The organism is Pseudomonas sp. NY15437 (assembly GCF_048068435.1).
Lineage (GTDB): Bacteria > Pseudomonadota > Gammaproteobacteria > Pseudomonadales > Pseudomonadaceae > Pseudomonas > Pseudomonas nitroreducens_B.
In genome coordinates this window covers 343,056-366,868 of record NZ_JBLUQC010000001.1, presented here as the reverse complement: position 1 = coordinate 366,868, position 23,813 = coordinate 343,056, and the positions used below count along the sequence as shown (strand labels likewise).

Annotated in this window: 21 protein-coding genes; 17 read left to right on the top strand and 4 right to left on the bottom strand. The window is 66.7% G+C overall.

Annotated elements, in window-relative coordinates; all coding sequences use genetic code 11:
- Positions 1-52 precede the first annotated feature (52 nt).
- From gabD to ACNFIA_RS01690, 3 genes are all read left to right on the top strand, one after another.
- Positions 53-1,504, top strand: a complete 1,452-nt coding sequence (gene gabD, locus ACNFIA_RS01700) for an NADP-dependent succinate-semialdehyde dehydrogenase (RefSeq protein WP_416782653.1) — start codon at positions 53-55, stop codon at positions 1,502-1,504.
- A 203-nt stretch (positions 1,505-1,707) separates the two neighbouring features.
- The gene (gene gabT / locus ACNFIA_RS01695) at positions 1,708-2,988 is read left to right on the top strand and encodes a 4-aminobutyrate--2-oxoglutarate transaminase (protein ID WP_259758609.1); all 1,281 of its coding nucleotides are present in this window, start codon (positions 1,708-1,710) and stop codon (positions 2,986-2,988) included.
- Between the two features lie 242 nt (positions 2,989-3,230).
- Positions 3,231-4,427 carry a response regulator gene (locus ACNFIA_RS01690; protein ID WP_259758610.1) on the top strand — a complete coding sequence of 399 codons (1,197 nt, stop codon included), beginning with the start codon at positions 3,231-3,233 and terminating at the stop codon, positions 4,425-4,427.
- Between the two features lie 4 nt (positions 4,428-4,431).
- Here the strand turns inward: ACNFIA_RS01690 and ACNFIA_RS01685 are convergent, their stop codons facing one another.
- Positions 4,432-5,142 carry a hypothetical protein gene (locus tag ACNFIA_RS01685; RefSeq protein WP_416782652.1) on the bottom strand — a complete coding sequence of 237 codons (711 nt, stop codon included), beginning with the start codon at positions 5,140-5,142 and terminating at the stop codon, positions 4,432-4,434.
- A 12-nt stretch (positions 5,143-5,154) separates the two neighbouring features.
- Positions 5,155-6,549 carry an argininosuccinate lyase gene (gene argH, locus ACNFIA_RS01680; protein ID WP_259758613.1) on the bottom strand — a complete coding sequence of 465 codons (1,395 nt, stop codon included), beginning with the start codon at positions 6,547-6,549 and terminating at the stop codon, positions 5,155-5,157.
- 234 nt (positions 6,550-6,783) lie between these two features.
- Here argH and ACNFIA_RS01675 point away from each other — a divergent pair, with 234 nt between their 5' ends.
- The 6 genes from ACNFIA_RS01675 (at position 6,784) to ACNFIA_RS01650 (ending at position 12,781) form a co-directional block, all read left to right on the top strand.
- On the top strand, positions 6,784-7,854 hold the full coding sequence (locus tag ACNFIA_RS01675) for a sensor histidine kinase (RefSeq protein ID WP_259758615.1): 1,071 nt from the start codon (positions 6,784-6,786) through the stop codon (positions 7,852-7,854).
- Between the two features lie 4 nt (positions 7,855-7,858).
- Complete coding sequence (algR, locus tag ACNFIA_RS01670) at positions 7,859-8,605, top strand: alginate biosynthesis regulator AlgR (RefSeq protein WP_259758616.1); 747 nt, start codon at positions 7,859-7,861, stop codon at positions 8,603-8,605.
- A gap of 113 nt (positions 8,606-8,718) precedes the next feature.
- Positions 8,719-9,657, top strand: coding sequence for a hydroxymethylbilane synthase (hemC, locus tag ACNFIA_RS01665; protein ID WP_416782651.1), 939 nt, complete (start codon positions 8,719-8,721; stop codon positions 9,655-9,657).
- Positions 9,654-10,412: a uroporphyrinogen-III synthase gene (locus ACNFIA_RS01660; protein ID WP_259758620.1), complete on the top strand. Its 759-nt coding sequence runs from the start codon at positions 9,654-9,656 to the stop codon at positions 10,410-10,412. The genes hemC and ACNFIA_RS01660 overlap by 4 nt, the downstream gene beginning before the upstream one ends.
- A 27-nt stretch (positions 10,413-10,439) precedes the next feature.
- On the top strand, positions 10,440-11,552 hold the full coding sequence (locus tag ACNFIA_RS01655; protein ID WP_416782650.1) for a uroporphyrinogen-III C-methyltransferase: 1,113 nt from the start codon (positions 10,440-10,442) through the stop codon (positions 11,550-11,552).
- The gene (locus tag ACNFIA_RS01650) at positions 11,549-12,781 is read left to right on the top strand and encodes a heme biosynthesis HemY N-terminal domain-containing protein (protein WP_416782649.1); all 1,233 of its coding nucleotides are present in this window, start codon (positions 11,549-11,551) and stop codon (positions 12,779-12,781) included. The genes ACNFIA_RS01655 and ACNFIA_RS01650 overlap by 4 nt, the downstream gene beginning before the upstream one ends.
- A 48-nt stretch (positions 12,782-12,829) precedes the next feature.
- On the opposite strand, the gene ACNFIA_RS01645 is transcribed toward ACNFIA_RS01650, so the two are convergent.
- Positions 12,830-13,915, bottom strand: a complete 1,086-nt coding sequence (locus ACNFIA_RS01645) for a PQQ-dependent sugar dehydrogenase (RefSeq protein ID WP_416782648.1) — start codon at positions 13,913-13,915, stop codon at positions 12,830-12,832.
- A 116-nt stretch (positions 13,916-14,031) separates the two neighbouring features.
- Between ACNFIA_RS01645 and ACNFIA_RS01640 the strand changes: the two genes are divergently transcribed.
- The 3 genes from ACNFIA_RS01640 to ACNFIA_RS01630 all read left to right on the top strand — a co-directional run bounded on the left by ACNFIA_RS01640 (position 14,032) and on the right by ACNFIA_RS01630 (position 17,104).
- Entirely contained in the window at positions 14,032-14,517 is a 486-nt protein-coding gene (locus ACNFIA_RS01640; RefSeq protein ID WP_416782647.1) for a disulfide bond formation protein B, read from the top strand.
- 255 nt (positions 14,518-14,772) lie between these two features.
- Positions 14,773-15,240, top strand: a complete 468-nt coding sequence (rsd, locus tag ACNFIA_RS01635; protein WP_259758624.1) for a sigma D regulator — start codon at positions 14,773-14,775, stop codon at positions 15,238-15,240.
- A 667-nt stretch (positions 15,241-15,907) separates the two neighbouring features.
- A complete protein-coding gene (locus ACNFIA_RS01630; protein ID WP_416782646.1) occupies positions 15,908-17,104 on the top strand; it encodes an AlgP family protein in 1,197 nt (398 codons plus the stop codon).
- 3 nt (positions 17,105-17,107) lie between these two features.
- On the opposite strand, the gene ACNFIA_RS01625 is transcribed toward ACNFIA_RS01630, so the two are convergent.
- Positions 17,108-17,572 carry a TIGR02444 family protein gene (locus ACNFIA_RS01625; RefSeq protein ID WP_416782645.1) on the bottom strand — a complete coding sequence of 155 codons (465 nt, stop codon included), beginning with the start codon at positions 17,570-17,572 and terminating at the stop codon, positions 17,108-17,110.
- A 47-nt stretch (positions 17,573-17,619) separates the two neighbouring features.
- Between ACNFIA_RS01625 and ACNFIA_RS01620 the strand changes: the two genes are divergently transcribed.
- The 5 genes from ACNFIA_RS01620 (at position 17,620) to ACNFIA_RS01600 (ending at position 23,767) form a co-directional block, all read left to right on the top strand.
- Positions 17,620-19,530 carry an ATP-binding cassette domain-containing protein gene (locus ACNFIA_RS01620; RefSeq protein WP_416782644.1) on the top strand — a complete coding sequence of 637 codons (1,911 nt, stop codon included), beginning with the start codon at positions 17,620-17,622 and terminating at the stop codon, positions 19,528-19,530.
- Complete coding sequence (locus ACNFIA_RS01615) at positions 19,530-20,090, top strand: mechanosensitive ion channel family protein (protein ID WP_259758629.1); 561 nt, start codon at positions 19,530-19,532, stop codon at positions 20,088-20,090. Before ACNFIA_RS01620 ends, ACNFIA_RS01615 begins: the two co-directional genes overlap by 1 nt.
- A 16-nt stretch (positions 20,091-20,106) precedes the next feature.
- A complete protein-coding gene (locus ACNFIA_RS01610) occupies positions 20,107-20,865 on the top strand; it encodes a TerC family protein (protein WP_259758630.1) in 759 nt (252 codons plus the stop codon).
- A gap of 242 nt (positions 20,866-21,107) precedes the next feature.
- The gene (locus tag ACNFIA_RS01605; protein WP_259758631.1) at positions 21,108-21,737 is read left to right on the top strand and encodes a LysE family transporter; all 630 of its coding nucleotides are present in this window, start codon (positions 21,108-21,110) and stop codon (positions 21,735-21,737) included.
- Positions 21,738-21,865: 128 nt separating this feature from the next.
- Complete coding sequence (locus ACNFIA_RS01600; RefSeq protein WP_416782643.1) at positions 21,866-23,767, top strand: FTR1 family protein; 1,902 nt, start codon at positions 21,866-21,868, stop codon at positions 23,765-23,767.
- Positions 23,768-23,813 lie beyond the last annotated feature (46 nt).

The window sequence follows — 23,813 nt, the reverse complement described above, 5'->3', positions numbered from 1 at the left end:
GGACTCGAGGTAGACCCGCCGTCCACAGGCTTTCCTCGAGAGGAGACAGGTCATGCAACTCAATGATGCCAAGCTGTTCCGCCAACAGGCTTACATTGACGGTTCCTGGGTCGATGCCGACAGCGGCAAGACCATCAACGTGAACAACCCGGCCACCAACGAGATCATCGGCACCGTGCCGAAGATGGGTGCCGACGAGACCCGTCGCGCCATCGAAGCCGCCGACAAGGCTCTGCCGGCCTGGCGTGCGCTGACCGCCAAGGAGCGCGCCAACAAGCTGCGCAAGTGGTTCGACCTGATGATCGCCAACCAGGACGACCTGGCGCGCCTGATGACCATCGAGCAGGGCAAGCCGCTGGCCGAAGCCAAGGGCGAGATCGCCTACGCCGCGTCCTTCCTCGAGTGGTTCGGCGAAGAAGCCAAGCGCATCTACGGCGACACCATTCCGGGCCACCAGCCCGACAAGCGCATCATCGTGATCAAGCAGCCGATCGGCGTCACCGCGGCCATCACCCCGTGGAACTTCCCGTCCGCGATGATCACCCGTAAAGCAGGCCCGGCCCTGGCCGCTGGCTGCACCATGGTGCTCAAGCCCGCTTCGCAGACCCCGTACTCCGCCCTGGCCCTGGCCGAGCTGGCCGAGCGCGCCGGTATTCCCAAGGGCGTGTTCAGCGTCGTCACCGGCAGCGCCGGCGAAGTCGGCGGTGAGCTGACCAGCAACCCGATCGTGCGCAAGCTGACCTTCACCGGCTCCACCGAGATCGGTCGCCAGCTGATGGCCGAATGCGCCAAGGACATCAAGAAAGTGTCCCTGGAACTGGGCGGCAACGCTCCGTTCATCGTGTTCGACGATGCCGACCTGGACGCCGCCGTCGAAGGCGCGCTGATCTCCAAGTACCGCAACAACGGCCAGACCTGCGTCTGCGCCAACCGCCTGTACGTGCAGGACGGCGTGTACGACGCCTTCGTCGAGAAGCTCAAGGTCGCCGTGGCCAAGCTGAACATCGGCAACGGCCTGGAGCAGGGCGTCACCACCGGCCCGCTGATCGATTCCAAGGCCGTGGCCAAGGTCGAAGAGCACATCGCCGACGCCGTTTCCAAGGGCGCCAAGGTCCTCACCGGCGGCAAGCCGCACGCCCTGGGTGGCACCTTCTTCGAGCCGACCATCCTGGTCGACGTGCCGAAGTCCGCCCTGGTGTCCAAGGACGAAACCTTCGGCCCGCTGGCGCCGGTGTTCCGCTTCAAGGACGAGGCCGAAGTCATCGCCATGTCCAACGACACCGAGTTCGGCCTGGCCTCCTACTTCTACGCCCGCGACCTGGCCCGCGTATTCCGCGTCGCCGAGCAGCTGGAATACGGCATGGTGGGCATCAACACCGGCCTGATCTCCAACGAAGTCGCGCCGTTCGGCGGCATCAAGGCCTCGGGCCTGGGCCGTGAAGGTTCGAAGTACGGCATCGAGGACTACCTCGAAGTCAAATACCTCTGCCTCGGCGGTATCTGATCCGATTTTTTCCGTGGGCGCCAAGGTGGCAGGCAAGAGCTGACAGCCACCTTCGCGCCGGCGTTTTCCGGTGGTAGCACCGGACAACCCGTCCGGCGGGCCGCAAGTGCCGCGACAGTCGATCATCGTATGCTGTCGTGTGTGGCTTCTCCCCGCTTTCATCCTTTGATCCGGTCGCCCGATGAGCGGCCACTGAGGAAGCTATGAGCAAAACCAACGAATCCCTGCTGCAACGTCGTCAGGCCGCCGTACCGCGCGGTGTAGGCCAGATCCACCCGGTGGTCGCCGAGCGCGCCGAGAACTCCACCGTGTGGGACGTCGAAGGTCGTGAGTACATCGACTTCGCCGGCGGCATTGCCGTACTGAACACCGGCCACCTGCACCCGAAGGTGATCGCCGCCGTTCAGGAGCAACTGACCAAGCTGTCCCACACCTGCTTCCAGGTGCTGGCGTACGAGCCCTACATCGAGCTGGCCGAAGAGATCGCCAAGCGCGTTCCGGGCAACTTCCCGAAGAAGACCCTGCTGGTCACCTCCGGCTCCGAAGCCGTTGAAAACGCCGTCAAGATCGCCCGTGCCGCCACTGGCCGCGCTGGCGTGATCGCCTTCACCGGCGCCTACCACGGCCGTACCATGATGACCCTGGGCCTGACCGGCAAGGTCGTTCCGTACTCCGCCGGCATGGGCCTGATGCCGGGCGGCATCTTCCGCGCCCTGGCTCCGTGCGAGCTGCACGGCGTGAGCGAAGACGATTCCATCGCCAGCATCGAGCGCATCTTCAAGAACGACGCTCAGCCGCGCGACATCGCCGCGATCATCATCGAGCCGGTGCAGGGCGAGGGTGGCTTCTACGTCAACTCCAAGTCCTTCATGCAGCGCCTGCGCGCCCTGTGCGACGAGCACGGCATCCTGCTGATCGCCGACGAAGTGCAGACCGGCGCTGGCCGTACCGGCACCTTCTTCGCTACCGAGCAACTGGGCATCGTTCCGGACCTGACCACCTTCGCCAAGTCCGTTGGCGGCGGCTTCCCGATCTCCGGCGTGGCTGGCAAGGCCGAGATCATGGACGCCATCGCTCCGGGCGGCCTGGGCGGCACCTACGCCGGTAGCCCGATCGCCTGCGCCGCGGCCCTGGCCGTGCTGAAGGTGTTCGACGAAGAGAAGCTGCTGGAGCGTTCGCAAGCCGTTGGCGAGCGCCTGAAGGCTGGCCTGCGCGACATCCAGGCCAAGCACAAGGTGATCGGTGACGTTCGTGGCCTGGGTTCGATGATCGCCATCGAGCTGTTCGAAGGCGGCGATCACCACAAGCCGGCCGCTGAACTGGTCAGCAAGATCGTGGTTCGTGCCCGTGAGAAAGGTCTGATCCTGCTCTCCTGCGGTACCTACTACAACGTGATCCGCTTCCTGATGCCGGTCACCATTCCGGACGCACAGCTGGAAAAAGGCCTGGCCATCCTGGCCGAGTGCTTCGACGAACTGGCCTGAGCCTCACCGCTCTAACGGTTCAAGAGAAAGGCCCGCGCAAGCGGGCCTTTTTTATGGTTTTTGTGAGCAATGCCCGAAGGATTTGATGGCGCCTAGGGAAAGCCTGCAGGCTTTGGACTACGCTGCGCTGTATCCGAAGGCCGTTGGCCGGAGGCATCCGAAGGACCGGGCACTCGACAGGGACGGCTCTGGATCGGCTGTTTCCGCCCGCGACGGCAGTTGTCCCGAGCGAGGTGTGAGCCATGAGCGAATCTCCTGGCGTGCTGGTGGCTGCGGGCGACCCCTGGAGTCGCGAGCTGCTTGGCCAGTTGGTGCTGAGCGTACGCTGCGACGCCACCGTCGAATTCTGCGAAGACGGCGACGCCGCTATCGACGCCTGCCGACGACGCCCCTTCGCCCTGATCCTGGCCGAACGCGAACTGCCGGGCAGCGATGGCCTGGAGCTGCTGCGCCAGGTGCGTCTGGGCCGCCGCGGGCCGCTCGCCCAACCCTTCATCCTGATCAGCGCCAAGGCCGACACCGCCAGCGTGCGCGCCGCCTTGCCGCTGGCGCCCACGGCTTACCTGGTCAAACCCTTCAACGCGGAAAGCCTGCGCGAACGCCTGCGCGCGCTGCTGCTGGCGCCGGGGGAAAGCGTCGTCTGCGAGCTGCCGCCGCTGGAGGACAGCCTGTCGCTGCAACGCTTCCTGCAGACCGAGCGCGACGCCACCGAGGGCGCGCCGCTGATGGGCGAGGTGGGCGCGGCGGTGAATCGCTGCATGGAAGCCTGTGATATCAACCTGGAAATGCTCGAGCAGCAGTTCGGCCATGATCCGCAGATCACCGCGTGCCTGATCTCCGCCGCCAACAGCGCCGCGCGGCACGTCGGCATGCCCTGCCAGACGCTGATGCAGGCCTTGTCGCGCCTGGGCGTGGCGCAGGCGCTGAACCTGATGCTGGCGGTGGCGCTGCAGCGCGCCGCGACCCTCGACGATCCGCTGCTCACGGCGCGTGCCGAGCGCTTCTGGGAGCTGTCCCGGCATACCGCCGATGCAGCCTTTGCCCTGGCCGAGTCGCTGGGCGCCGATGCCGACCGCTGCTTTACCGCCGGCCTGCTGCATTGCCTGGGTGACCTCGCGCTGCTGCGCAGCCTACAGGACTGGCACAGCGCCGGCGGCGAGCTGAGCGAAGCCGAGGCGGAAAAAGCCCTGATAGAGCACGGCGCGAGCTTCGGTTCCGCCCTGCGCACCCGCTGGCGCCTGCCGCTGGAGCTGCGCAACCTGATCGCCGCCGCCTACGCCATCGACCGTGGCGTGTTCAGCCGCGAGGCGCTGATCGTCAACCTGGCCGCCAGCGCGGCGCGGCTGCCGGAAGAGGAGCTGCCCGGGCTCAAGGACCACAAGGCGGCGCGCATGCTGCAGCTGACGCCGGCGCAGTTGGGCTACCTCGGGCGCAGTTGAGTCTTCAGGGGGTGTAGTAGTACTTCTTCGCCCAGGCGTAGGGGCGCTGCCTGTCGGCGCACCAGTCCGCGAAGCTGCCTTCGGGACGCGCCGAGTAGGCCTGCCAGTCATCCAGCAGGGCTTGGAGTTGCGCAGCTTCGTCGGCCGGGCGCTCGAACGGATGGGCGTCCGGCGCTTCGGCGATCAGTCTCGCCACCCGTTCCAGCGCGTCGCGCGCCTCGGCCGGCTCGCCGATTAAGAAGCCTTCATCCAGATGGTGCGTCGCATACTCCACGGCGCCCAGGGCGAAATCGATCAGTCGGTGGCGAACGGCGACATCCCCCGGGCTGACCGCCAACGCCCGTCGCAGGAGATCGCCATCGCTCTGCAACAGGCCCAGCCAGCGCAAGGGGGCATGCGCCGTCGGTTCGTCGTCGATCCAGGCCTGCAGCGTCGGGAACAGGAAGCGTGCCAGCAGCGGCTGGGCGAGGAACTGGTGGGCTTCGCGGGTCCGGCTCTGCAGCTCGACGATCTGCAGCGCCTGTTCGCGTGCCGACAGGGTATCGGGCGCCGGAGCGTCGCGCAGGAAGTGATCCAGGGCGGTGAAGGCTTCCCGGCGCAGCCCTCGACTGCGGGCGCGAGCATATTCCGCCAGCGCCTGCAGGCCGGGTTGGCTCGCCAATGCGTCAGCGAGCCGTTCCAGTCCCTCGAAGTTGTCCTGGTTCCAGTAGTGCATGGCGCGATGCGCTTAGCGCGCGGCCAGCAGTTCCTTGCCGCGCACCACGGCGGCGCGGACCTGGTTCGGCGCGGTGCCGCCGATGTGGTCACGGGCGTTCACCGAGCCTTCCAGGGTCAGCACGGCGAACACGTCGTCATCGATCTGGTCGCTGAACTGGCGCAGTTCGTCGAGGCTCATCTCGGCCAGATCCTTGCCGCTGTCCACGCCGTACTTCACGGCGTGGCCGACGATTTCGTGGCAGTCGCGGAACGGCAGGCCACGGCGCACCAGGTAGTCGGCCAGGTCCGTGGCGGTGGAGAAGCCGCGGCGGGCCGCCTCGCGCATGATCTCGCGCTTGGGCTTGATCGCCGGCACCATGTCGGCGAAGGCGCGCAGGCTGTCGCGCAGGGTATCGGCGGCGTCGAACAGCGGTTCCTTGTCTTCCTGGTTGTCCTTGTTGTACGCCAGGGGCTGGCCCTTCATCAGGGTCAGCAGGCCGGCGAGGTGGCCGAATACGCGGCCGGACTTGCCGCGCACCAGTTCGGGGACGTCCGGGTTCTTCTTCTGCGGCATGATCGAGGAGCCGGTGCAGAAGCGGTCGGGCAGGTCGATGAACTGGAACTGCGCGCTGGTCCACAGCACCAGCTCTTCGGAGAAGCGCGACAGGTGCATCATCGCCACGGAGGCGGCGGCGCAGAATTCGATGGCGAAGTCACGGTCGGAGACGCCGTCCAGCGAGTTGCCGGAGATCGCTTCGAATCCCAGCAGTTCGCAGGTGATGGTCCGGTCGATCGGGTAGGTGGTGCCGGCCAGCGCGGCGCTGCCCAGGGGCATGCGGTTGGCGCGCTTGCGGCAGTCGACCAGGCGCTCGTAGTCGCGGCTGAGCATTTCGAACCAGGCCAGCAGGTGGTGGCCGAAGGTCACCGGCTGCGCGGTCTGCAGGTGGGTGAAGCCGGGCATGATGGTGTCCGCTTCGGCTTCCGCCAGGCCCAGCAGGCCCTGCTGCAGGCGGGTGATCTCGGCGAGGATCAGGTCGATCTCGTCGCGCAGCCACAGGCGGATGTCGGTGGCCACCTGGTCGTTGCGCGAACGGCCGGTGTGCAGTTTCTTGCCGGTGACGCCGATGCGGTCGGTCAGGCGTGCCTCGATGTTCATGTGCACGTCTTCCAGGTCGACGCGCCAGTCGAAGGTGCCCGCCTCGATCTCGCTCTGGATCTGCGCAAGGCCGGCGATGATGGTGTCGCGCTCGGCGTCGCTGAGCACGCCGACCTTGGCCAGCATGGTGGCGTGGGCGATGGAGCCCATGATGTCGTGGCGGTAGAGTCGCTTGTCGAAGTCGACGGAGGCGGTGAAGCGGGCGACAAAGGCATCGACGGGCTCGCTGAAACGGCCGCCCCAGGACTGGTTGGTCTTCTCTACGCTCATGGATCTCTCTTCCGGAAACGGGCAGGCGCGGCGCGCGGCCTGCATGAAGGGCAAAGTGCGACGATAATAGCAGGCTGAAGCACAAAACCGGCGGCGCTTTGGCGGGTCGCGGCGGGTGGGCGGCGGGGCGATTGCCGCGGCAGACCGAGCCGATCCTTGCGCTGGCCGACAATTCCAGCGTTTTGCCATCACGCGGCGCTTGCCGCCGTGCAGGCGCTTGCGGAAACTGCGTCGATGCCCAGACTGACGAAGACCGGCGACCAGCCGGCGCCCAACGAAGACTTCTTCATCCCCGAACTCTGCCAGCCCGAAGCGCTGTTCAGCCTGGTGCTGCTCGCCGAGCTGCTGGTGCTCGTGCTGGTGCTCGCCGAGCCGATGACGCCCAGCTTCAACTGGGTGCGCCTGGCGCTGTCCTCGCTGTTCGTGCAGTGGATCGTGCTGCTCTCGGCCGGCCTGCTGTGTCAGTTGCGCCCGTTCATGGCGCGCTGGCGCGCCTGGGTTTCCGGGGTGGTCAGCTGCGCGCTGGTCATCCTGCTGACCCTGGCCTGCACCTGGGTGGCGGATTATTTCTCCCTAGGCGGGCCGATGTCGCGCACCGGCGAGGTCAACCTGTACCTGCGGCATGCGTTGATTGCGCTCATCATGTCCACGCTGTTGCTACGCTACTTTTATCTCCAGAGCCAATGGCGACGGCAGCAACAGGCTGAATTGCGGGCGCGGATCGAGTCGCTGCAGGCGCGCATCCGCCCGCATTTCCTGTTCAACAGCCTCAACAGCATCGCCAGCCTGATCGAGATCGATCCGGGCAAGGCCGAGCTGGCGGTGCTGAATCTTTCGGATCTTTTTCGCGCCAGCCTGGCCAAACCTGGAACATTAATTTCCTGGGGAGAGGAACTTGAGCTGGCCAGACGCTATCTTTCCATTGAACAGTTCCGTCTTGGCGACCGTTTGCAGATGGATTGGCAGGTGAGCGGCGTGCCCGATGGCGTGCCGATTCCCCAGCTGACCCTTCAGCCGTTGCTGGAGAACTCATTGATTTATGGCATCCAGCCGCGCATCGAAGGCGGTCTGGTGAAAGTTGAGGCGGACTACCGTGACGGTGTGTTCCAGCTCTGCGTGAGCAACCCGTACGACGAATCGACCGAGACCCTGCCCACGAAGGGGACCAAGCAGGCCCTGCAAAATATTGCAGCGCGACTTGCGGCACTTTTCGGGCCAAAAGCTAGTCTCAGCGTCGAGCGCCGTGACGGACGGCACTTCACCTGTCTACGCTATCCATGTGCGCGTCTCATGCAGGAAGCCTGAGCTTATGAATGTCCTGATCGTCGATGACGAACCCCTGGCGCGAGAGCGCCTGGCCCGGCTGGTGGGGCAACTGGACGGCTATCGCGTCCTCGAGCCTTCTGCCAGCAACGGCGAAGAAGCGCTGACGCTGATCGACAGCCTGAAGCCGGATATCGTCCTGCTGGATATCCGCATGCCCGGCCTGGACGGGCTTCAGGTGGCCGCCAAGCTGTGCGAGCGCGAAGCCCCGCCGGCGGTGATCTTCTGCACCGCCCATGATGAATTCGCCCTGGAGGCGTTCCAGGTCAGCGCGGTCGGCTATCTGGTCAAGCCGGTGCGCAGCGAAGACCTGGCCGATGCGCTGAAGAAAGCCTCGCGGCCCAACCGCGTGCAGCTGGCCGCGCTGACCAAGCCCCCGGCCGCGGGCGGCCCCGGCCCGCGCAGCCACATCAGCGCGCGGACCCGCAAAGGTATCGAGCTGATTCCGCTGGAGGACGTGATCTTCTTCATCGCCGACCACAAGTACGTGACGCTGCGCCACGCCGGCGGCGAAGTGCTGCTGGACGAGCCGCTGAAGGCACTGGAAGACGAGTTCGGCGAGCGCTTCGTGCGCATCCACCGCAACGCGCTGGTCTCCCGCGAACGCATCGAGCGCCTGCAGCGAACGCCGCTGGGGCACTTCCAGCTGTACCTGAAAGGACTCAACGGCGATGCGCTGACCGTCAGCCGTCGTCATGTCGCCGGCGTACGGCGACTCATGCATAACCTGTAGCGACACAGTGCCGCAGCAGCTGAAGCCCGGGGGACGGCCCTCGGGCTTTTCGTTTGCGTGAGCTGTTATCATGCGGGCACTTTCTTGCACGCTTTCTTTGCCTGGAAATGCCCATGTCTCGCGAAATCCGTATCGCCACGCGCCAGAGCGCCCTGGCACTCTGGCAGGCCGAATACGTCAAGGCCCGCCTGGAACAGGCCCATCCCGGCCTGGTCGTGACCCTCCTGCCGATGACCAGCCGCGGCGACAAGCTGCTGGATGCGCCGCTGGCGAAAATCGGCGGCAAGGGCCTGTTCGTCAAGGAACTGGAAACCGCCCTGCTGGACAACGAAGCGGACATCGCCGTGCACTCCATGAAGGACGTGCCGATGGATTTCCCCGAAGGCCTGGGCCTGTACTGCATCTGCGAGCGTGAGGACCCGCGGGACGCCTTCGTCTCCAATGCCTACGCGAGCCTCGACGACCTGCCCGCCGGCAGCGTGGTGGGCACGTCCAGCCTGCGCCGCCAGGCCCAGTTGCTGGCCAGCCGCCCGGACCTGCAGATCCGCTTCCTGCGCGGCAACGTCAATACCCGCCTGGCCAAGCTCGATGCCGGCGAGTACGACGCCATCATCCTTGCCGCCGCCGGGCTGATTCGCCTCGGCTTCGAAGACCGCATCCGCTCCTCCATCAGCGTCGAAGCCAGCCTGCCGGCTGGCGGCCAGGGCGCGGTGGGTATCGAGTGCCGTACTGCCGACACGGAAATCCATGCACTGTTGCAACCGCTGCATCACCGCGAGACCGCCCTGCGCGTCACCGCCGAGCGCGCGCTGAACAAACGCCTCAATGGTGGTTGCCAGGTGCCCATCGCCTGCTACGCCCTCCTCGAAGGCGATCAGCTGTGGCTGCGCGGCCTGGTCGGCCAGCCCGACGGCACCCAGCTGCTGCGCGCCGAAGCCCGCGCGCCCTTCGCCGACGCCGAAGGCCTGGGCGTGAAGGTCGCCGAAGACCTGCTGGAGCAGGGCGCCCAGGAAATTCTCGCCGCGGTCTATGGCGAGGCCGGCCACCCGTGAGCCGCTGGCGGCTGCTGCTGACCCGGCCCGAAGAGGACTGCGCGGCGCTCGCCGCCACCCTCGCCGAGCACGGCATCCATGGCGATTGCCTACCCTTGCTGGCGATCACGCCCTGCGAAGAGACGCCGGCCGAACGCAGCCTGATTCTTGACCTGGACCGCTACTGCGCGGTTATCGTGGTCAGCAAGCCCGCGGCGCGCCTGGGGCTGGAGCGGCTTGACCGCTACTGGCCGCAACCGCCGCTGACCCAGCGCTGGTTCACCGTCGGTGCCGCCACGGCGGCTATCCTCGACAGCTACGGCCTGGATGTGGTGTGCCCGCAGGACGGCGACGACAGCGAAGCCCTGCTGGCCCTGCCGGCATTCGAACAGGCCCTGCAGGTGCATGATCCCAAGGTACTGATCATGCGCGGCGAGAGTGGCCGAGAATTCCTCGCCGAGCGCCTGCGCGGCCAAGGCGTGGCGGTGGACTATCTGGAACTCTACCGGCGCGAGATGCCGGCTTATCCCCCGGGGGAGCTGCTGCGGCGAATCCAGGGGGAGCGTTTGAACGCCATCGCGGTCAGTAGTGGGCAGGGGCTCGAGCATCTGCGGCAACTGGCGGCGGAGGATTGGCCGCACGTCAGCGCCATGCCGCTGTTCGTGCCCAGCCCGCGGGTGGCTGAGCAGGCGCGGGAGATGGGCGCGCTGCACGTCATCGATTGCCGGGGCGCAAGCCCGGCGGCATTAATGGAAGCGTTGAGAAGCGCCGACTAGAACAATTTTCGAGCGAAGGATGGATCTGTGAGCGAAGCCGTCACTCCCCAAGAGACTTCATCAACATCGTCCAGCCCGGCCGCCGCGCCGGCCCCGCGCAAGGGCGGCACGGGCATCGCCCTGCTGGCCCTGCTGGTTGGCGCTGCCGGCCTCGCCGCCGGTGGCTGGGGGCTCTGGCAGGTCCAGCAGCTCAAGAGCGCCGAGCAGCAGCGTGCTGCACAGCTCGAAGACGCCCGCGCCCAGGCGCAAGGCGTGCAGAGCGCCAACGCGGAGTTGAACAAGCGACTGGACACCCTGCCCAACGCCGAGGAACTCGAAGCCCGCCGCCGTCTGGTGGTGGAGCTGCAGGGCGACCAGCAGCAGTTGGCCAAGCAGCTCAAGCAGGTGCTGGGCCAGGGCCGCCAGCAGTGGCGCCTTGCCGAGTCCGAGCATCTGCTGCGTCTGGCCGCGCTGCGGCTCTCCGCGCTGCAGGATATCGACAGCGCCACCGAGCTGGTGCAGGGCGCCGACGACATCCTGCGGGTGAACAACGACCCGGGTGCCTTCGCCGCGCGCGCACAGTTGGCCAAGAGCCTCGAAGCGCTGCGCGCGCTGCCGCGTCCGGACCGCACCGGGCTGTTCCTGCAACTGGGCGCGCTACGCGACCAGGCCGCGCAGCTGCAACCGCTGAACCCTGCCTTCAAGCCTTCCGAAACCGGCACCGGGCCGAACACCGCCTGGAGCGACGGCAACGACCGCTGGAGCGAATGGTGGGATCGCCTCTCGCAGTACGTGCGCATCGATTTCAATGCCGGGCAGGACATCCGCCCGCTGCTCTCCGGCCAGCAGCTGGACCGCGTCCGCCTCGCCCTGAGCCTTGCCCTTGAGCAGGCGCAATGGGCGGCGCTCAACGGCAAGCAGGACGTCTACGTGCAGGCGCTCAAGCAGGCCAAGCAGATCGTCGCCGACTTCTTCAATGCCGACCTCGCCGACAGCCGCGCACTGGTCGCGCGCCTGGATGAGCTCAGCGGGCAACCCGTCAGCGCACAGACCCCGGACCTCAGCCCGGCCCTGAGTTCGCTGCAGGCCTACCTGTCGCGCCGCGAGAACGCGGTGCAGCAGCAGGAGGCGGTGGCGCCGGACGCGGGGACCCAACCATGAGCCGCGTCTACGTCCTGATCCTCGCCGTGGTCCTGGCGGCCACCCTGGTCGGGCTGGCCATCGCCGAACAGTCCGGCTACGTGCTGATCGCCTACAAGAGCTTCCGCTACGAATCCAGCCTGTGGACCTTCCTCGCCCTGTTGGTGCTGCTCTGGGTGATCTACCTCGTGGTGCGCCTGGTGCTACGCCTGCTGGGCGTCTCCGGGCGCGTGGTGAATCCCTGGTCGCGCTTCAACCGTCGCCGCCGCTCGCAACTGGCCGAGGAACATGGCCAGCGCGACCTCGCCGAAGGTCACTGGGCGCAGGCATTGCGTCACCTGCGCCGTGCTGCCGAGCTGAGCGATCGGCCGCTGCCGCATTACCTGGGCGCCGCCCGCGCGGCCAACGAGCTGGGCAAGACCGAAGAGTGCGATGAACTGCTGGACCGCGCCCAGGCACGCGAACCTGGCGCCGAACTGGCCGTGGGCCTGACCCGCGCGCAGTTGCTGATCAACCGTGGCGACTTTACCCGCGCCCGCGTGGTGCTGGACAAGCTGCACCAGGACCATCCGCGTCACCCGACGGTGCTGCGCCTGCTCCAGCAGCTCTACGTCAGCCTTCACGAATGGCAGGCGCTGTGCGTGCTGCTGCCCGAGCTGCGCAAGGAGCGCGTGCTGCAGAACGCCGAGCTGGCGGACCTGGAGCGCCGCACCTGGATGGCGGCGCTCGGTGACGCCGGCGAGCAGGGCATCGGCCAGGGCGAAAGCAGCCTGCAGCCGCTGACCCAGCGCTGGCAGAACGTGCCGTCCAACCTTCGCGCTCAGCCGCCGCTGGTGGCCGCCTACGCCGAGCAGCTGTTGCGCCTGGGCGCGCCGGAAGAGGCGGAGGAGGTGCTGCGCAAGGCCCTCAAGGAAGGCTACGACAGCCGCCTGGTGCACCTGTATGGCCGCGCCCGTGGCCGCGACGCCGCGCAGCAATTGAAGACCGCCGAAGGCTGGCTGAAGCAGCAGGGCGACGATCCCGAACTGCTGCTGACCCTCGGTCGCCTGTGCCTGCAGAACAAGCTGTGGGGCAAAGCGCGCGAGTACCTGGAAGCCAGCCTGGCCCGTCAGCGCAGCGCGGAAACCTGCGCCGAACTGGCGCGCCTGCTGGCGCAGCTGGGGGAGGTGGAGCGCAGCAACCAGCTGTTCCAGGAAGGCCTGGGCCTGCTGGCGCCGCCGGCATCGCTGCCGGTGGCCGTGCGCGCCTGATCGCGTAGCGGGATGTGAAAACGGCGCCTTCGGGCGCCGTTTTCGTTGTCAGGGCTTGCCGTAGCGAATGCGGTAGATCGCGCCGTTCTGGTCATCGCTGACCAGCAACGAGCCATCGGGCGCCACCAGCACGTCCGCTGGCCGCCCATTAACGCCGCCGTCCTGGTCCAGCCAGCCTTCGGCGAAGACGCTCTGGCGCTTGAGCGTACCGTCGTCGTTGAGTTCGACCCGCTTCACCCGGTAGCCGATCTTCTGCGTGCGATTCCACGAGCCGTGCTCGGCGATGAACAGGTTGTTGCGGTACTCGGCGGGGAACTGCTCGCCGGTGTAGAAGCGCAGCCCCAGCGCAGCCACGTGCGGGCCGAGCTTGGCCACCGGCGGGGTGAAGGCGGAGCAGGGCGTCTTGCCCTCCTCGGGGTCGGCGATGTCGCCCTGGTGGCAATCGGGATAGCCGAAGTCTTCGCCCACCTTGCTGAGCTTGTTCAGCTCGTCGTTGGGCTTGTCGTCGCCCAGCATGTCGCGGCCGTTGTCGGTGAACCACAGCTGTCCGGTCTGCGGATGCCAGGTGAAACCGACGGTGTTGCGGATGCCGTAGGCGACCACTTCCCGCTCGCTGCCATCGGCATTCATGCGCTGGAGGTTGGCGTAGTGCTCGCGGTCGGGGCGGCAGATGTTGCACGGCGCGCCCACCGGCACGTAGAGCTTGTCGTCGGGGCCGAAGGCGATGAATTTCCAGCCGTGGGCGGTCTCCTTCGGAAACGCTGCCGGCAGTTCCTCGGCCTTGGGCGGCGCGTCGAGGTGCGCTTCGATGTTGCGCAGCACGACGATGCGGCTGATTGAGGAAACGTACAGATCGCCCTTGTGGAAAGTCACGCCCACCGGCATCTGCAGACCGCTGGCGACGGGTCGGACCGTGCCGTCGGGCGTTACCGCGTAGACCTTGTCGGAAGAGCGGCTGCCCACGAACAGCGTGCCCTTGTCGCCCCAGGCCATGGCGCGGGCGCCGGGGACCTGATCGGTGAGAAGGCTGATGTGGAAGCCTTCGGGAAGGCGGATATGACTGAGATCGGTGTCGGCCATTGCCGGCGCTGCCGTCAGGGAAAGCAGCGAGCAAAGTAGGAAATGACGACGCATGGCAGGAATTCCCGGATGAGTGCCATGGCCAGTCTAGACACTCGCCTTGAACTGTTCGCCGTGTTTCCTCTACCGTAGCGGCCTTTCGTGCAACAGCGCTTTTCAGTGGAGCCGCCATGAACCTGGCCAGCCCTCGTTCCCTGTTCTTCCTTGCCTTCCTCGCCTGCGTCGCCATGCTCGGCACTGGCTTCTACCTGCAGTACATGGTCGGCCTGGAGCCCTGCCCGCTGTGCATCCTGCAGCGCATCTTCTTCGCCGGCTGCGGCCTGTTCTCGCTGATTGCCGCGCTGCACGGACGTGCGCCGCGCGTGTACTCGCTGCTGATCCTGCTCTGCGCCCTGGGGGGCGCCGGTACCGCCGGCCGCCAGGTCTGGCTGCAGACCCTGCCGCCGGACCAGCTGCCGTCCTGCCTTCCGCCGCTGGAATACATGATGGAAAGCATGCCCTATGCCGACATCCTCTGGACCATGTTCCACGGTTCCGCCGACTGCGCCGAGGTCTCCTGGACCCTGCTCGGCCTGAGCATTCCGGAGTGGAGCCTGCTGGCCTTCATCGGCTTTGCCCTGTTCGCCATCGTGCAGTTCTTCCGCCGCCGCGGCTGAGCGTCGCATCTCAAATCGCCATGGCCTGCGCCCAGCGGCGCAGGCCAGAGGCGTCGCGGTCTGTCGATTAAACGCTCGTATGAATTTTCCGTTGCCGGTGTCTTGAAGGCGATAACGGGCGGGCATACTCTGGTTTTCCACTCCGTCGGAAAGCCGCCGCCGAACAAGCTTCACACATCGCGGATGTCGAGGTTCGACAGAATATTGTCCCGGGGCGGACTTTGCCGGGACGGCGAAAAGGGAAGTGAGGACAACATGCTCGAGAGCTGCCGTAATGCCCAGGAACGTTGGGGAGGCGTACACCAGCTGATCGACCGCTGGTTGCGGGATCGACATGAATTGGTCCGGGCATTCGATTCCCTGGACGGTGTCCAGGCGCCGAAGACCAACGCCGAAAACCTGCAGAACTTCTGCCAGCTCCTGCTCGACTACGTGTCGGCGGGACACTTCGAAGTTTACGAACAGCTGATGAACGAGGCGCAAGCCTTCGGCGATACGCGCGGCCTGGAACTGGCCAAGCAGATCTACCCGCGGCTGGAAACCATCACCGCGAATGCGCTGAACTTCAACGACCGCTGCGACAACGGCGACTGCCGCGAAGGCACTTGCCTGACCAGCGAATTGAAGAGCCTGCGTCAGCAACTGCACGAACGCTTCGAGCTGGAAGATTGCCTGATCGAAGTGCTGCACAACTCCCACGAGCAGAAAGCCGTGACGGCCTGATCGTCGAGTTGTCCGCTAACGGCGCGAGCGCTTCGAGCGATCGCGCCGTTTTCGTTTGTGTGGAGTCCGAGCCATTCATGCCTATCGCGGACGCAGTCCGCTTCTACCTAAGCTTCAATTCCGCGTCGAAGCGGACTCCGTCCGCGATGTTTCGAGCCTCGTACTCGTAACGCAAAACGTTGAAAAACCCACGCCGTTCGGCAGCTTGTACTGACGCTATCGCGGTCTTTTTCGCGCGATGAATCGCCGCTGAAATCCGGCCGTTCCGGTGAGGGCGAAGGCGCAGTGGCGCGAGCATTTCCACTGTGTCGTGATCGCGGTTTTCGCATCCTGCTGGCGCGTGGGGAACTGGCGCGTCATTGCCTTCATCAGTTGCCTCGCCATCTGTGCGGAAGGCTCTGCGACGGGGCTTTCCAGCCTGTCATGAAAATATTTTTTTCATCGTCAAACGCGCGCGCCACGGGCCTTTGCGCTTTCGGGCCGATTGCGTCGAGGGAACCAAGTGCGTGCGGCAGCGTCACTGAGGGAGTGAAAAAACGCGCCGTCGCGCACTGTTGAAAATCCCTGAAGCCAATGCCTGCTGCGGCCTGCAGCACAATCGGGACATTGGCGAGAGGCCATCAGCGGGGCTAGTATGGGCGCAACCACGTCCGCCAGGAGGCACGTCATGTCGGCCAACAAGAAACCTGTCACTACCCCTCTGCATCTGCTGCACCAGTTGTCCAACAGTCTGATCGAACACCTCGAAGGTGCCTGCAAGCAGGCGCTCGTCGATTCCGAAAAGCTGCTCGCCAAGCTCGAGAAACAACGCGGCAAGGCACAGGAGAAGCTGCACAAGGCTCGCACCAAGCTGCAGGACGCGACCAAGGCCGGCAAGGCGAAGGCCCAGGCCAAGGCCAAATCCAGCATCGCTGATCTGGATGGTGCGCTGGATGTTCTGAAGGCCCGTCAGACCGAGACCCGTGCCTACATCGCCAACCTCAAGCGCGATGTGCAGGAGAGCCTGAAGCTCGCCCAGGGCGTGACCAAGGTGAAGGAAGCCGCTGGCAAATCCCTCGCTACCCGCAAACCGGCTGCTGCCGCTGCCAAGCCGGTGGCCAAGGCTGCTGCCAAACCGGCCGCGAAGCCCGCTGCCAAACCGGCGGCCAAGCCTGCCGTGAAAGCCGCCGCCAAGCCTGCTGCGAAGCCGGCTGCCAAAGTGGCCGCTGCCAAACCCGTTGCCGCGAAAGCTGCTGCGAAGCCGGCCGCTAAACCCGCTGCCAAACCGGCTGCCAAGCCTGCCGCGAAGGCTGCTGCCAAACCCGCCGCGCGCACTGCTGCCGCCAAGCCTGCTGCTGCCAAGCCAGCGGCGAAACCGGCGGCCAAGACTGCTGCCGCCAAACCCGCAGCAGCCAAGCCGGCCGCTAAACCTGCCGCCAAACCGGCAGCCAAGCCCGCCGCGAAAGCCGCCGCGAAGCCTGCAGCCAAACCCGCTGCGAAGCCCGCCGCCGCCAAAGCGCCTGCCAAGCCCGCTGCCAAACCGGCTGCCAAGCCTGCCGCGAAAGCTGCTGCCAAGCCGGCTGCCGCCAAGCCCGCTGCTACCGCCAAGCCCGCTGCCGCAGCGAAACCGGCCGCTAAACCCGCTGCCAAACCGGCAGTGAAAGCAGCTGCCAAGCCTGCCGCGAAGCCGGCGGCCAAGCCTGCAGCCAAACCGGCTGCGGCCAAGCCCGCTGCTGCCAAGCCTGCAGCTGCTGCCAAGCCCGCTGCTCCGGCGACTCCCAGCGCACCGGCTGCCCAGCCGAGCACGCCGGCCGCTACTCCGGTGGCCAGCGCTACTCCGGCACCGGTCGCCCCGGCCAGCAGCACCTCCTCCAGCGCTTCCTAAGGCTCAGGAGTGGCTCGCCGCGGTGCGCAGGGTTTCCCGCGCATCGCGGCGCAAGCCGCCCGCTTCACCTGCCGCGGCGTCCAGCCAGCGCGCCAGGTCCTCTGCTTCACCCCGTGGCCAATCCCGCGCCACGGCTTCCAGTCTTCCCAGCAGCACCTTCTCCGCCTCCAGCTCGAGCTGCTTGATCTGCTCGCGCAGCGGCCCCAGCTCAGCCTTCTCGTTCGCCGCTTCGCGCCAGCGCTGACGCAGCGAGCGCAGTGGCACGATCACCGTTTCCCGCCATACCCGCGCCGTGCTGTCCAGCGCGTCCAGGCGCGGTGGGGAAAAGGCCACGCCGGTGCTGCCCAGCCACGCCGAAGCGAGCAGCAGGCAGACATCCGCGCCGCCTTCCTGAAGCGACAGGCAAGCCGCCTCAACCCCAGGGCGGGCGTAGAGTTGCAGCGCATACGACCAGACATCATCAGACATAGAGCACCCACAGCGATTGCCAGGCGAAGCTGATAAACTCCGCCGCCATGATTCGACTACAAAATCTTACGCTACAGCGTGGCCCCCAGCGCTTGCTGGAAGGTGCCGAACTCACCCTGCACGCCGGACAGAAAGTCGGCCTGATCGGCGCCAACGGCGCCGGCAAGTCGAGCCTGTTCGCCCTGCTGCGCGGCCAGCTCGGCCAGGATGCCGGCGACTGCTACCTGCCGGCGGACTGGCGCATCGCACACATGCGCCAGGAGGTCGATACCCTCGACCGCCTCGCCGTCGACTACGTGCTCGACGGCGACGTGCACCTGCGCACCATCCAGGCGGACCTCGCCGCGGCTGAACAAGCCCACGACGGCACCGCCCTGGCGCGCCTGCACAGCGAACTGGACAGCGCCGACGGATACACCGCCGATGCCCGCGCGCGCAAGCTGCTGGCCGGCCTGGGCTTCACGCCCGAGCAGATGGATCGCCGCGTCGGCGACTTCTCCGGTGGCTGGCGGATGCGCCTGAACCTGGCGCAGGCGCTGATGTGCCCCTCCGAACTGCTGTTGCTCGACGAACCCACCAACCACCTCGACCTCGACGCCATCCTCTGGCTGGAAGAGTGGCTCAAGGGCTACCCGGGCACGCTGCTGCTGATCTCCCACGACCGCGACTTCCTCGATGCCGTGGTGGACAACATCGCCCACCTCGAACAGCGCAAGCTGACCCTGTACCGCGGCGGCTACTCGGCCTTCGAGCGCACCCGCGCCGAACGCCTCGCCCAGCAGCAACAGGCGTACGAGAAGCAGCAGGCGCAGCGCGCGCACATGGAAAAGTACATCGCTCGCTTCCGCGCCCAGGCCACCAAGGCCCGCCAGGCGCAGAGTCGGATCAAGGCGCTGGAACGCCTGGAAGAACTGGTGCCGGCCCACGTCGATTCGCCGTTCGACTTCGCCTTCCGCGAGTCCGACAAGATTTCCAGCCCGCTGCTGAGTCTCTCCGAGGCCTGCCTCGGCTACGGTGAAAAGACCGTGCTGGAGAAGGTCAAGCTGCAACTCGTGCCCGGCGCGCGTATCGGCCTGCTCGGCCCCAACGGTGCCGGCAAGTCGACCCTGATCAAGACCCTGTCCGGTGACCTGTCGCTGCTGTCCGGCGAGCTCGCCCGTGGCGAGAACCTCGCCATCGGCTACTTCGCCCAGCACCAGCTCGACTCGCTGGACCCCAAGGCCAGCCCGCTGCTGCACCTGGCGCGCATCGCCCCGGCGGAGCGCGAGCAGACCCTGCGCGACTTCCTCGGCGGCTTCGATTTCCGCGGCGATCGCTGCGACGAGCCGGTGCTGAATTTCTCCGGTGGCGAGAAGGCGCGCCTGGCGCTGGCGCTGATCGCCTGGCAGAAGCCCAACCTGTTGCTGCTCGACGAACCGACCAACCACCTCGACCTGGAAATGCGCCTGGCGCTGACCCTGGCGCTGCAGGAGTTCTCCGGCGCCGTGGTCGTGGTGTCCCACGATCGCCACCTGCTCAAGAGCACCACCGACGAATTCTTCCTGGTGGCCGATGGGCGTATCCAGGAGTTCGATGGCGACCTCGACGATTACGCCCGCTGGCTGGTGGATTTCCGCGCGCGGCAGGCGCCGTCGTCGCCCGCCACGCCGGCAGGCGACAAGACCGACAAGCGCGCCCAGCGCCAGGCTGCTGCCGCGTTGCGCCAGCAACTCGCCCCGCACAAGCGCGAGGCGGACAAGCTGGAAAAGGAACTGGGCAAGGTCCACGAGCAGCTCGCCGAACTGGAGCAGCGCCTGGGCGACAGCGCGCTCTACGAGGCCTCGCGCAAGGACGAGCTGCGCGACCTGCTGGCCCGCCAGGCGACCCTCAAGGGTCGCGAGAGCGAGCTGGAGGAGTCCTGGCTGATGGCGCTGGAAACCCTCGAGGAGCTGCAGCGCCAACTTGAGGCCAGCGAGTGATGGATGACGTGAACCTGCTGGTGGCGTGGAGCGAACCGCTGCTGCGCGGCGGGCAGATCATCCTCATCCTGCTGCTGGCGTGGTTGGTGCAGCGTGTGGTGACGCGCGCCATCAGCCGTCTCGGCGAGCGTTACCCGATGCCGCCGGAGCTGTTGCTGCCGCTGCGCGGCGGCCTGCGCTGGCTGATCATGGGCTCGGCAGTGATGCTGGTGCTGGAGCGCCTGGGTGTCTCCGCCGATGTGCTCTGGGCCGCGCTCACCGGCTTCGCCGCCGTGGCGGCGGTGGCCTTCTTCGCCATCTGGAGCGTGCTCTCGAACCTGTTCTGCGCGCTGATGATCTTCACCATGGGGCCGTTCCGCCTGGGGGATCGCGTGGAGGTCATCGAATCCGCCGACAAGCCGGGCGTGAAGGGGCGGGTGATCGCCATCAACCTGCTCTACACCACCCTGGAAGAGGTCAACGAAGACGGCACGCCGGGCGCCCTGCTGCAGGTGCCGAACAACCTGTTCTTCCAGAAGGCCATCCGCCGCTGGCGCGGACCGAATTTCCCCACCACCTGAACGGACGTCCCCCACTATGGAATGGCTCACAAGCCCTGAGATCTGGGTTGCCTTTCTGACCCTGACTGCCCTGGAAATCGTCCTGGGCATCGACAACATCATCTTCATCTCGATCCTGGTCGGCCGCCTGCCCGCTGCCCAGCAACCCAAGGCGCGCTTCTTCGGCCTCGCGCTGGCGATGGGCACGCGTATCCTGCTGCTGCTCTCGATCACCTGGGTGATGCGCCTGACCGCGGACCTGTTCACCGTGTTCGACCACGGCATCTCCGGGCGCGACCTGATCCTGTTCTTCGGCGGCCTGTTCCTGCTGTTCAAGAGCACCATGGAAATCTTCCACAGCCTCGAAGGCGCGGAAGAGGGCGAGCAGCAGGGCGGCAAGTCGCGCGGCTTCATGGGCATCATCATCCAGATCGCGATCATCGACATCGTCTTCTCCCTGGACTCGGTGATCACCGCCGTGGGTCTGGTGCAGCACGTGCCGGTGATGGTCGCGGCCATCGTCATCTCGGTGGGCGTGATGATGCTGTCGGCCGGCACCATCAGCGCCTTCATCGAGAAGCACCCGTCGCTGAAGATGCTCGCGCTGTCCTTCCTCATCGTGGTCGGCACGGTGCTGATCGCCGAGGCCTTCGAGATCCACGTGCCCAAGGGCTACGTGTACTTCGCCATGGCCTTCTCGCTGGCGGTGGAGGCGATCAACATCCGCCTGCGCGGCGCTCTCGCGCGCAAGCGCGGCGAGGAGCCGGTGAAGCTGCGCAAGGACATCCCGAGCTGATCGAGCTGTCGTGAACGCAAAAGCCCGGCCCAGTGCCGGGCTTTTGCTTTGGCTTTTGTAGGAGCGAGCTTGCTCGCGAACAGAGGCTCCCGGCGGTACCTGCGCTGGGCAGTTCGCGAGCAAGCTCGCTCCTACAGGTTCATCCGACCTTCGTCGGGCAGGCTGGGCGGCATCGCGCGACTGAGGCACACTGGCCACCCGTAACAAATGATTGCGCCTGCCTGGGCGCCATGAGGTCCGCCATGCTCGCCAGTACCTGGTTCGCCTTCTTCATCGCCTGCTGGGTGATCAGCCTGTCGCCCGGCGCCGGGGCCATCGCCTCGATGTCCTGCGGCCTGCAATACGGTTTCTGGCGCGGCTACTGGAATGCCCTGGGCCTGCAGATCGGCCTGGCGCTGCAGATCGCCATCGTCGCCGCCGGCGTCGGCGCGCTGCTGTCGGCGTCCGCGGTGGCTTTCAGCGCGATCAAATGGTTCGGCGTGGTCTACCTGGTGTACCTCGCCTATCGCCAGTGGACCGCCGCGCCGCAGGTCATGACCGCCAGCGGCGAGCGCCCCATCGGCCGGCCGCTGACCCTGGTGTTGCGCGGCTTCCTGGTCAACGCCAGCAACCCCAAGGCGGTGATCTTCATGCTCGCGGTGCTGCCGCAGTTCGTCGACCCGCACCGGCCGATGGCGATCCAGTACGTGATCATGGGCGCGACCATGATCACCGTGGACCTGATCGTCATGGCCGGCTACACCGGTCTTGCCGCCCGCGTGCTGCGCGCCCTGCGCTCGCAGCGCCAGCAGCGGGTGATGAATCGCACCTTCGCCACCCTCTTCGTGGGGGCTGCCGCGCTGCTCGCCACCGTTCGCCGCGCGCCGGCCTGAGCGGTGTTTCCCGGGGCTCCGGACGTCGCTTTGCACGTCCGGGATGGGTCCGGGCAGGACATTGTCCTTGCATAGACGGAAACCTGAGGTGACAATTTAATCTCTTTCATTCTCATTTAACTTTCCGTATGCGCCCCTCCAAACTGTTCATCTGGCTGTTGCCGCTGGTCGGCCTTTTCAGCCTTGGAGCTCAAGCCGACACGGCTGTCGACCCCTCCCAAGCCCTTCACCTGCTCAGCTATCTCGCTGCTGACTACCCGCCCACCGTCACCGACGGCAAGGTCGTGGACGAGAGCGAATACAAGGAGCAACTGGAGTTCGTCGGCAATCTGCAGGCGCTGATCGCCACCCTGCCGGCCGTCCCCGGCCGCGCGGACCTGGAGAAGGACGCCGCTGGCCTCAAGCAGGCCATCGAGCAGCGTCTGCCGGGCAAGCAGGTTGCCCAGCAGGCCCGTCACCTTGAAGCGCGCGTGGTCGACCTCTACCAGGTGGTGCAGACCCCTTCGATCACCCCGGACCCGACCCGCGCCGCCGAGATCTACACCCAGCAGTGCTCGATCTGCCACGGTGATGCCGGCAAGGGCGACGGCCCCGCAGGGATCGGCCTGGAGCCGCCGCCGGCCAACCTGACCGACCGGGCGCGCCTGGACCACCTGAGCCTGTACGACCTGCGCAACGTCATCGGCCTGGGCGTGGCGGGCACCGACATGCCGGCCTTCGCCGACCAGCTCGACGAGCGTCAACGCTGGGACCTGGCTGCCTACATCGCCGGCCTCAGCGCGGCCCAGGCCAAGGTCGATCCGGCCCACGCCTACCCGCTGGCGAACCTGGCGACCCAGACCCCGGCGGAAGTCGCCGAGCGCGATGGCGAGGCCGCGGCCGAGAGCTTCCGTGCCCTGCGCGCGCATCCGCCGCTGGAGCACCGCGGCCCGGCACAGCAGATCGACTACACCACTGCGACCCTGGACAAGAGCTTCGCCGTGTACCGCTCCGGCGACCACGACCAGGCCTATGACCTGTCCGTGGCGGCCTATCTGGAAGGCTTCGAGCTGGTGGAAAGCTCGCTGGACAACGTCGACGCCGACCTGCGCAAGGCCACCGAGAAGCAGCTGATGGCCTACCGCCAGGCGCTGCGCGATGGCCTCCCGGAAGCCGACGTGGCGCAACAGCTGGAGCTGGCCAAGGCCAAGCTGGCCGATGCCGCCAAGGCCCTGAGCGGCGATTCGCTGAGCTTCTCCATCAGCTTCGTCTCGGCCCTGCTGATCCTCCTGCGCGAAGGCGTGGAGGCGATCCTGGTGCTGGCCGCGATCCTCGCCTTCCTGCGCAACACCGGGCAGGAGAAGGCCGCGCGCGGCGTGCACATCGGCTGGGGCCTGGCCTTCGTCGCCGGCTTCGCCACCTGGGCGGTCGCCGCCTACGTGATCGACATCGGCGGCGCCCAGCGCGAGCTGATGGAAGGTTTCACCTCCCTGTTCGCCTGCGTGATGGTGCTCTGGCTCGGCGTGTGGATGCACGATCGTCGCCACGCCGCCGCCTGGCAGGACTACATCCGCAGCAGCCTGGTGGGCGGCGGCGGCCGCTTCGGCTTCGCCGTGCTGGCGTTCTTCTCGGTCTACCGCGAGCTGTTCGAGGTCATCCTGTTCTACGAGACCCTCTGGCTGCAGGCCGGCCCGGCCGGGCACAACGCGGTGATCGCCGGGGCGGGCACCGCCGTGGTGATCCTGATCGCCATCGCCTTCGTCATCCTGCGTGGCTCGGCGAAGCTGCCGCTGAAGCTGTTCTTCACCGTCAACGCCGCGCTGCTCTGCGCCCTGTCGGTGGTCTTCGCCGGCCATGGCGTGGTCGCCCTGCAGGAAGCCGGCGTGATTGGCACCCGCCCTGTGCCGTTCTTCGACTTCGACTGGCTCGGCATCAAGGCCGACGCCTACTCGCTGTCGGCCCAGGCCCTGGCGCTGCTGGCGGTGGCCGTGCTCTACGGACGCAGCTTCGTCTCCGAGCGCCGCAAGGCGGCGGAGATCGCCGCGTCTTGAGGCAATAGCCAAGCGACACACGACGGCCAGTGCGATACTGGCCGTC